The following is a 10,117-nucleotide window of genomic DNA, read 5'->3' on the forward strand; positions in this document are numbered from 1 at the left end:
GGGGCTGGGGGAGCCGTTACAATCGGCTCCACAATCGCGATATTGTCGCAAGCAAGACGCACATCAATTTCATACCGCTTGATGAAGTCGTCGCCGTCCAATTCATAATCAATCCTGTAGAAAGCGGCGCAATCATAGCAGCTGCCTTCGTCCATGGCCTTGAGCTTGCCGTGAACAACGGCTACAGCCCCTGCAGCCCCATTCTCGCGGCTGTCCGCATTGTTTACTGCGGCAGCATCCGCATAGGCATCATGTTCGTACAGATTGCTGTACAATCTTCCTTCCCGGGAAACCTCAATTCTTGGCGCAATCGGCTCTTCCATCCCCGGCAACGCTTTCGGCATATTAAACGCCTCGTATTGCCGATACACGGTCATCCCGCCCAATTGCACAGCGCCAACGGCCCGATGCCATAAGTAGCCGACTGTCCCTCCGGTCGGAGCATTGTGAACCCCTGAGCAGCTAATCGTTGCCATCCAAACATGCGAACGCAATTGATGGACCGCCAGCTCTTTGTAAGACTTGGCGCCGAACAAGATTTCGGAAGGAAGCTGCACCTGGTTCCTCGTGTCCTCCCCTTCCTCTTGTTCCCGCTGCCCGCATTCCGCGCCGTAGGCCAATGCTACAGCCAACGCATCAGCACGATTAATGGAGGGATGGACACAGCCATGTTCGAACAACTGCTCATGCATCGGACCATAACCGAACCGTCCATCGGAACGAATGCAGCTTGCCAAATAATTCGTATGGAGCCGAGCTGCCCGATAAAAGGCAGCATTTTTGTCAGCCAGCAGCATAAAGGCCATCTGGGAACCATGCGCAGTCTTGCTGCCGAACAGCGTCCATTTGTAATTGCGGCTTCCAAAGGAGTTATCAATCGAACCGTCGGGATAAACCATTTCCATATGTTTGGCAAGCGCCAGCAGGACGGCCGACATGACTTTGGGATCACCCGTGAGTTTTGCGTATTCCGCCATGACCCCGAGGCTCATATCGAGGTTATAGCCGACATCGACCGTACACGTCATTTGCGTAAAAGGACGCATTCTCGTCTTCTCGCCAAACAACCATCCGTCACGGCTGAGCCTGTTGCCGATGCATCCATGCATAAGCCGCTTGGCTTGCCCGCCATATTCAGGTTTGCCCAAGATTCGATCCGAAAGCAGCAAAGCCAATGCAGAGGACAAATAATAATTGATATTGGTATCGCCGCCTTCCCCAAACGTCGCGGATACCCAAGCCGCCGCTTTGGCAATGACAGGTTTAAGCGCCTCGCCATCTTCTTGACCCATCAGTTGATCGTAGGCATGACATAAGGCAAGCAGCTGGAATACCGTCGTTCCTTTCCAATCGGCTTCCGGTTCATTGCGCCAAGCTCCGTCTTCCCCCTGGGCAGCTATGATATAACGAAGCAGAGAGCGTGCCGCATCTCTGTATTTCTCTTCTTTGCTGATCAAATATAAATAATAGAGCGGAAAAATCGCATCTCCGCTGCGGCCATGAACGGTCTGACAGCCCGTACACCAAATACCGCCCAAGCTGCCGTTCCATACATCCCGCACCTGTTCCTCGACAAGCAAATCGCAGCAATGGCTCAATATGTCCAGCATAAGAGCTTCCACTGTCCGCTCGCCCTCCAGGAAACCTCGCAGGTCGAATTTGATTGGCTTGCTCGCTCGTTTTTGCGTCTTGTTCCTATGCCAACCCATCGCTTTCCTCCCCCTCTCCTAAGGGCGTTTGATAAAAGCGCCATAGCTTGCAATAAAAGATTCGTACGCATCGGGCGGAAGCTTCAACAAATCGTTTGTTGCTTCCATATGCCTCGCCAAGCTGCCAAGCAGAGACCGGATTTCCTCCTCATACGCCTGCTCAATGGCCAAATTGCGCTGCTCCAGCGGATCTTCCGCCACATCGTACAACTCAAGGAACAGCTCATTCTTAAACATATCCACAATAAGCTTGCGAGCTCCGCGCACCACGCTGCGTTGGAAGTTGCCTCTCGCCCCATTGCCGTCAAATTGGATAAAAAGATCTCTATTCATCAAGGAATTCCCGGGCACATCATCCGCTTCTTGCCGCTCACTTCTTAAAAGCCGCAGCAAAGACTGTCCGGAGAACGCCGTTTCTGCTTCAAGCTGCAAATAATCGGCAAGCGTCGGCATTATATCTACGGCGCTGACCGGCGCTTCTACCGTTTGCGGGGCTACGCGGCTGTCCGCCGGAAATTTCATGAACAATGGCGTCCGTACCGACTCCTCGTACATGCACATTTTCTGATAAAGCCGATGCGAGCCGAGCATTTCTCCATGGTCGCTTGTCAATATCACTAACGTTTCATCGTAAATGCCCTGAGCCTTCAACTCGTCGATTATTAGCCCCACGCAATGATCCAGCAGCGATACCAGACCTAAATAGACTTGCCAGATGGACCGCCACTGCTCCTTCGTATAGCCGTTGCCGATGGCTCCGGTCAGATTATAAAGCTGAAGCGGCGATTGCCCGTATGACCACAACGCCACATTGTCCGGGATCGGCTCGTCCTTGTACATCGAGTACCAAGGCTCCGGCACATCCAGCGGCGGATGCGGCGCGACAAACATCGCATTTAGCAGCAGCGGCTTGCTGCGATCCCGGCCGCGAATCGCATCCAGCGAGGTTTTGGCAATATATCCGTCATAAAAATAGTCGAGTCCTTCCTCGTAGCAGCCCGTAGTTGGAATCGAATACCGTTTAATCCGCGTTGTGGTTCCCGCCACCATCTCGGGCACGATGCCTTTGAAAGCGGGGCCACCCGGATGCCGCTTGCCATGTTGCTTCAAGAAGTCGCCATAATGATCCTCCAGCGTATGCCAATGCGTCCTGGAGCAGCTTTGCTGAATATCCTTCCTGTTGAAATGCTGTTTGCCCGTATGCCAGCTATCCCAATCCGCTTCCATCATGCTGTACATATTGGCTGTTCCCGGGTGCACATCACCATACTCTGCCTCGAGCGGCTCCCAAGGATTGATAAGCGAACCGTTTACGTTCGGATATAGTCCGCTAAAGAACGCCCCTCTTGCCGGCACGCAAAGCGGGGAAGCGCAGTAAGCTCTCTCGAACGTAGCGCTCTCCTTCTTCAGCCTGCTTACATTCGGCATATAACGCTCGTTCACGACATCGTAGCGCAGCTGATCCGCCATAATGACAACCACATGCGGCTTGGCGAGTTTGCCCGGCGCACCCTCCTTGCCATGCACATCTCGCAATTGCTCCCCATATGTGTCCGGCGTTTCTCGACCGTCCTGCTCACCCTTCTCCATTTGCTCCCATCCTTTCGAGCTGCACAGCCCCAGTAGCAGCTTCCGTAAGCCATACGCCCTCCGTTACTTCCACCTGTTCGCTCCGTTGCTTGCCATCAACCGATCGGCTGTGAACAAGCCATATTCCGTTTGCTATATCTGTAACGAGTATTTTGCGCCTGTTTCCTGACTCATCGGCAGCGATTGACAGCTGCCCATCCAACAACAACCCGCTTCGGCTGAACAACACAAGCCAGCCCTGCACCTGAACGCCAACGGCGTCTCCCGCTTCAACCAGCTTAGCTTCGGCAGCCTGCTCGCCGTCATGATCCTTGATCTGTATCGCGTGCAGGAACAAATCCCGTTCCGCCGCTTCCTTCGGCCTCACTTCTATGCGCCAGGCGCCTTGCTCGACCGTTGCCGCAAAATCATTTGCATAATGGACGCCGCGCGACTCGAATTGACGCCCCTCCCCGCCAACAGGTTCAATCGCCGCTTCCTTCGGCAGCAGCGTATCGACCGCCAGCTCTCCGCCGTAGCCATCCTCGGTACGAGCGATTACGGTCCGCTTCCCCGATATCTCTGGCTTCTCTATGCTGTGCAAGAGCCAAGCTTTCTCAAAGTGCTTGCTAGCCGCCTCCACCGCATCGAATACGATCAGAACGGCGGGCACTCCGGCTTGTTTCAGGTTTAGACAAACGAATGAACGTGTATAATGGCGTACCTTCTTCGAATAAGCCTTGGTCAGATCGCCTTTCAAATAGGAATAATCGGGTGCTTGCGGATCGGGGCCGAAGCTGTGCGCAAGCACCTCGCCGCGCTCGTATTCGCCGCCGAGCAGTTCCTCCATGTTTTGCGGAGGTTTGCCCGCTCCGGGCCAGCGCTGTCCGCCATCCATCACATTCGGCCAGGTCAGCTTGCCGTCCACAATGTACGGCTGCTCCTGCAGCTCGCCCGGATCATGCACGAGCATGGCATTATGCGCGACCGTCCGCTTGAAATAATATTTATTATGCGGCGATTGGTATTTGCCCGAGGAACCTTTGTAAATACCGGAATCGATCGCCAAATAACCTTTGTAATAAATTTGAAAGGCTCCCGCGTCCAGATGCTGATGATTATTGTATTGATACATCCCGATTTTCATCTCTACAAGCGCGGCAGAGGATTGTTTGCCGATAACCGCCCCCTCATTCCAGCCCGTGCGTGCGATCATAATCCCTGCCGGTTCCTCAAAATATCGGGTAAGCGGCAATTCGCTTATCGGCTTCGTGCCGAGCTCGGGATTATGAAACAAAATAGCAAACAGCAAATACATGTCCGGAATGACCGGATGCTCGATTTGTTGCTGCTCCAGGAAATACCCGTTGCCATAATAGTTGCCTGCCATTAAATAAACGAGCGGGAACAGCTTGATATATTCATTTTCTGCATACAACGGATTATCGGCATCCCCATCCCGCAGCAGCTTGCCGTCGGGGCGACGGGCGTAAATCCACTGATAACCGACCCGCTCCTGACGGGGATCAAATACTTGGGCATGCCCCATTCTACCGAAAATCCACGTGGCGAACAGCTCTGCCTGGTAACGATAGCTGCCATAGTTGTCTCCCTGATGATGCCAGCCCGATGGATAAAAGAAGTTGCGCGCGGGAACGAACTCCTCCAGAAAGCGACCTGCGGCGTAGTCATACATCTCAGGGTCATCTTCGTAAATCGCAATGCCGGCGGCCATCATATCGCGCATGAGCATCCATTCGCTTGTATGTCCGACAAAAGCCCCTTCATGTGTCGGCGGATATCCGCATTCCAGGAGCGAAGCGAGTCTTTTCAACTCGATAACCAATCTTTTTTTCTCATCCTCGTCAAACAGCGCATTGCACCAGTCATAAACTAACGCGATCGCAATCATCAGACGTCCGATTTCTCGTGAAATATCCTGCAAATTGGGATTAAAAGCGCGACGCGACGCAATCAAGGCCAGTTTTTTGGCTTTTAATCCGATTGAATGTTCTTCCAGCACTACATATTGCAGCGCATACGATTCAATTGCATAGATGATGTCGAGCGTGCTTCGCATCGACAGTTGCAGCCAATCTTCCTCCCGCAGGGGAGCAAACGCCTTCATTCGATCCCACATACTCCCCATATCCGCATGCTGCAGCCGCTTCCGCAACGGCGCAAGATCGGACTTCCGAAGAAACAAACAAGGTCTCTCCGAAGGCGGAGTCATCGACGGTTTTTTCCACATCGGCTCTCACCACTTATTTTTCGATATATTCGCTGGGCGACGTTCCTTTATATTGCTTGAACACTTTGCGAAAATGTTTATAATCCGCATAACCCACCTGTCTGGCTATTTCCGTTATGCTGAAACCTTTGTTCTCCATGAGCTGAACGGCAACATTCAAGCGATATTCCGTCAAATATTGCAAAAACCCCACTCCGCTCTCCTGCTTGAACAAACGGCTTAAATACGCCGAATTGTAGCCCAGCTTGTCCGCAATGGCGACGATCGACAAATCATGCATATATTCGCTTTGAATCAGCTTCTGCATGGCTTCAATCACTTGTTTGCCTTGCAGCGGCTGCTCCGGCGTAACCGCTACAAGCGCTTCCCTCTGATGCCCCTGGGCCGTCAGCATCGTCTCGATTCGATTTAATGCCGCTCGAATCTCGCTGCGATTAATCGGCTTCAAGATATAATCGAAGGCTCCGTAATGAATCGCCTGTTTCGCATAGTCGAAGTCGCTATAAGCGGAGAAGATGAGCACGGGAATCGTCTTTCCGAGCGCTCTCATCTCCTGCAGCAGCTGCAGTCCGTCCATCTTTGGCATCCGAATATCGGTAATGACCAGATCAAAGCTTTCCCGCTCCAGCCATTCCAGCGCCTGTGCGCCATCTCTGGCGGCCGCAGTCACTGTAAACTGGGGACAATCCCGTTTAATAACCTTCTTCAAACCTTCCAGCATCCAAAATTCATCATCCACAATCAATGTCCGTAACATCTGCCGCTCCTCCTTCTATGCGGATTACAATGCGCGTTCCTTCCCGGGGTTTGCTCCAAATCGTCATACTAAATCGGTCGCCGTACAGCATGTTTAAGCGATAGTAGACATTCCGCAATCCGATATGATCGGAAGCCGCCCCGCCTTCCCCTTCCTTCTGCCGCAGCTCGGCCCGAATCTGATTAAGCCTCTCCTTGGCAATTCCGATACCATCGTCTGCAAAGGTAAAGATGGCCGCATCGCCATCCAGCTTGGCCTCCACGCGTATATGTCCCTGATCCAGACCGGGGAAGCCGTGATTAACCGCATTTTCGACGAGAGGCTGGAAGATCAGCTTCATAAAGCTCATTCGCCTAATCTCGGGATCTGCCTGCAGCTCCAACGTAAATTTCATCGGAAAACGAACATTGACGATACTCATATAGGACAACAAATGGGTTAATTCTTCCTCGACCGTTGCCGTGGAGCCGCCGGTAATACTGTATTGCAGCATGCGCGACAAGGAATGGCTGACCTCCGAAATCTCTTCCCGATCATAGACTTCCGCAATGCATGCAATGGTGTTGAGTGTGTTGTATAGGAAATGGGGGTTGATCTGGGCTTGCAGCGCCCTCATCTCCGAATTTTGGAGCTGGATTTGCTGTTGATACTCCCTGAGCTGGGATTGAAACACCTCGTTATTCATCCGGTGCAGCTCGGTGATCATCCGATTGAAACTGATGCTGAGCCGCCCTATTTCATCCCGGGTCATAACAGGCAACCCCGTCTCGAAATTCCCCTTGCCTACTTCCGCCATACGATGTTCCATCACTTTAAGCGGTTTGGTGATCATTCGGCTCAGCGCTGTTGCCAGCAACAAAATTACGACCAGCGCCGCAATAGCCAAAATAACGATAAAAGTACGAATGCCGTACAGTCCGGAAGCCAGCTCCTCGAACGGAACCGAACCGATGATTTTCCAGCCTGTCTCCGAGGAGGTATAGAAACCGGCCAACATTTGCACGCCTGCATAGTCGAACGGGATAAATCCGGATGACTCCTGCTGCACTTTCTTAAACAGCTCTTCGTCCTTCAGCCAATCCGGCAGCGTCTGCGACGGCAATATCGGCTCGCCATCGGCTGTCATCATCCATACATGCCCGGAACTGCCAAGCTGAATATTTTCGCTCATGCTCTTGATGGTCTGAGGCGAGAAGTCGATGAGCAGCGTTCCCTTTGTCTTGAACTCGCGATTATCCGTTATGCGGGCCGAGAAGGTTACGACCTCTTCTCCTTTCACATACGTTTGCGGATGAGCCTTATTCAGCCTGAAATGGGTTTGCTCCTTCACAGACTGATACCATGGATCATCGTGGAAATTATAATGAAGTTTGGCTACGTCGCCAGTCCCGTTATAGACAAGCAAGCCATGATCCGTCACCATGAAAATACCTTTGAAGTCCTCGCGGAAGTTGCCGATATTTTCGAAAAGACTGCGTACATTGCGCTCGGCATAGATCGACGATGCCGTTCGTTCCTCCGTCCATTCGTATAAAATCGTCTGCACATCCGAATTGAAGCGAATAATATTGCTCACCCGTTCCATTTCCTGCACAAAAGCATCGAGTCTGCCGCCCACCTGCTTGGAAATTTCCAGCGTATATTTCCCCAACTCCTCTTCGAATGCCGACTTCGACTGTTGAAAGAAGAAGGCGGCAAAAAACAATACGGGTACAAGCCCGATCATAATAAAGATGATCAGCAGCTTATTGCGCATATTCATATTGCGGAAGATTGCGGTTTTTTTGATGAGCAGCTTCATATACCCGGATTCCTCTCCATGCCGTGACGATTCTACTTAACCTTTCACCGCTCCGGCAACGCCTTCTACGAAATAACGCTGGAACACGATGAAGATAATGATAATGGGAAGCAACGAAATCGTTGCGGCGGCCGCCATGCCTGTCCAATCAATACTATGCTCGCCTACGAATTGGTACATGCCAACACCAAGCGTGCGCAGCTCCGGCTTATTAAGCGTAAAGACCAGCGGCAGCAGGAATGAATTCCACGCCCACATAAATTGCAAAATGGCGGTTGTGGCAAAAATCGGCTTCGACAGCGGCAACATCACCTGTACGAAGGTTCGGATAAATCCTGCGCCATCGATTTCCGCCGCTTCTTCAAGTTCCTTCGGCAAGCCGCTGAAATGCGCGGTAAACAATAAAATAAACAAGACATGCGCGCCGCCAACCTCTGCCAATATAATGCCCGCCAGCGTATTATTCAACCCCAGCGCATTAATGAAAACGTATATGGGAATGATCGTATATCCCTTTGGCATAAACATCGTAGCCGTAATAGCGGACATAAACACAATTCTGCCCGGGAACTTGTAGCGGCCTAGCGCATACCCTGTCATCGCGCAAACCGCGATCACAATCGCTACTACGGAAACCGTAATAATGGTTGTATTAAGAAAATAGGTGGAGAAATTGGCTGTATCCCATGCCCTTGCATAGTTTTCGAATTGCAGTTTTTCCGGCAGCAAGCTAAAACCTTTCGTAATATACTCCGTGTTTGTTTTCAACGAAGCGGCAATCATCCACACGAACGGATAGATCCAGATGATTCCGATCAGACTCAATATAATATATACAAGCGCTTTGCCGATTCGTTTTTTCTGGGCGTACAGCATAACGGCTTCCCTCCTTGCGACCTTAATGCGCGGCCTTCTTGCCGCCTGAACGTTTAACCAAAATACCTAATATCAATGAAATGAACAAGATCGCAATCCCATAGAATATGCCTGCCGCGGACGCAAATCCGGATCTTGGCATGCCCATGCCTTCAAATGCATAACGATAAATATATAAATCAACCATATCGGTGCTGAATGCAGGACCGCCGTTTGTCATTGATTTCACAAGATCAAATACATGAAGAGCGTTAACCGTCGATAACAGCAGAATCACGCTTCCTACCGGCAGCAGCAGCGGGATCGTAATATAGCGGAATGATTGCACCGCGCTGGCCCCATCCACCTTGGCAGCTTCATAAAGCTCCTTGGGCAAGGATTGCAGCGCGGCTAACCAGTAGACCATCTTCATCCCGAAAGTTTTCCAAATCCCTACGGCAATGACAATCACCAACGCGGTATCCATCGAACCCAGCCAATCGATCGGCGCGCCGATGATTCCGATCTTCATCAGGATTTCATTGACTAACCCGTTATAAGAACCGAAGATAAAACGCATGACAACGCCAATGACCGCGGTTGTTGTAACAACCGGCAAGAAGTAGAGGGTACGAAACAGGGTGGCTCCCTTTAACCAATTCGAATTGAGAGTGATGGCCATTAACAGCGCTAACGGCAATTGAATGACGACCAGGAAAAACATAAAGATAAAGCTGTTTTTAAAAGCATTCCAGAAGAGCGGATCGCGAACCGTCTCTACATAGTTTTCGAACCCTATAAAATCCTTTAGCGGCCCAAACCCGCTCCAGTTGTAGAAGCTGTATACATAACTCATGATGATCGGATACAGTGTAAAAGCAAGAAACAGGACCAACTGCGGTAAAATAAACAAATAACAATAAAACAGCTTTTTGCGTCTTATTCGGCTCATTTTTGATGAACCCGCGGTTTCCTTCATCATGAACCTCCCCTCTGGCAGTACAACCGCCGGCGGAGCGCTTCCTCGCCATTTATAAGAGGTTGTTCAAAAAGTCCGCTTCCCATTACGAAGTCATCCAAGAAGCATACTCGACGTCGAATATTGAATTCTGCCGAACCTTCCGGTGCTCACGTAGCCTCCACTACGCTCCGCTCCTCAGGTTCTAGCTTCATCC

Annotated in this window: 7 protein-coding genes; all 7 read right to left on the bottom strand. The window is 51.2% G+C overall.

Going from position 1 to position 10,117, the window contains the following annotated elements; all coding sequences use genetic code 11:
- Nucleotides 1-1,709, bottom strand: a 1,709-nt coding sequence (locus PAT3040_RS25690; RefSeq protein WP_146200553.1) for an ulvan lysase-like protein, incomplete at its 3' end; no start/stop codon positions are given.
- Nucleotides 1,710-1,727: 18 nt separating this feature from the next.
- Complete coding sequence (locus PAT3040_RS25695) at nucleotides 1,728-3,299, bottom strand: sulfatase-like hydrolase/transferase (RefSeq protein WP_108994924.1); 1,572 nt, start codon at nucleotides 3,297-3,299, stop codon at nucleotides 1,728-1,730.
- On the bottom strand, nucleotides 3,286-5,529 hold the full coding sequence (gene hepB, locus PAT3040_RS25700; protein ID WP_108994925.1) for a heparin/heparin-sulfate lyase HepB: 2,244 nt from the start codon (nucleotides 5,527-5,529) through the stop codon (nucleotides 3,286-3,288). Before hepB ends, PAT3040_RS25695 begins: the two co-directional genes overlap by 14 nt.
- A gap of 13 nt (nucleotides 5,530-5,542) precedes the next feature.
- Nucleotides 5,543-6,286, bottom strand: a complete 744-nt coding sequence (locus PAT3040_RS25705; RefSeq protein ID WP_087569995.1) for a response regulator transcription factor — start codon at nucleotides 6,284-6,286, stop codon at nucleotides 5,543-5,545.
- Nucleotides 6,261-8,087, bottom strand: a complete 1,827-nt coding sequence (locus PAT3040_RS25710; RefSeq protein ID WP_108994926.1) for a cache domain-containing sensor histidine kinase — start codon at nucleotides 8,085-8,087, stop codon at nucleotides 6,261-6,263. Before PAT3040_RS25710 ends, PAT3040_RS25705 begins: the two co-directional genes overlap by 26 nt.
- 36 nt (nucleotides 8,088-8,123) lie before the next feature.
- The gene (locus tag PAT3040_RS25715; protein ID WP_108994927.1) at nucleotides 8,124-8,963 is read right to left on the bottom strand and encodes a carbohydrate ABC transporter permease; all 840 of its coding nucleotides are present in this window, start codon (nucleotides 8,961-8,963) and stop codon (nucleotides 8,124-8,126) included.
- Between the two features lie 22 nt (nucleotides 8,964-8,985).
- Nucleotides 8,986-9,924, bottom strand: coding sequence for a carbohydrate ABC transporter permease (locus PAT3040_RS25720; protein WP_087569998.1), 939 nt, complete (start codon nucleotides 9,922-9,924; stop codon nucleotides 8,986-8,988).
- Nucleotides 9,925-10,117 lie beyond the last annotated feature (193 nt).

Origin of the sequence: Paenibacillus agaridevorans (assembly GCF_003112455.1) — a bacterium.
GTDB classification, from domain to species: Bacteria; Bacillota; Bacilli; order Paenibacillales; family Paenibacillaceae; genus Pristimantibacillus; species Pristimantibacillus agaridevorans.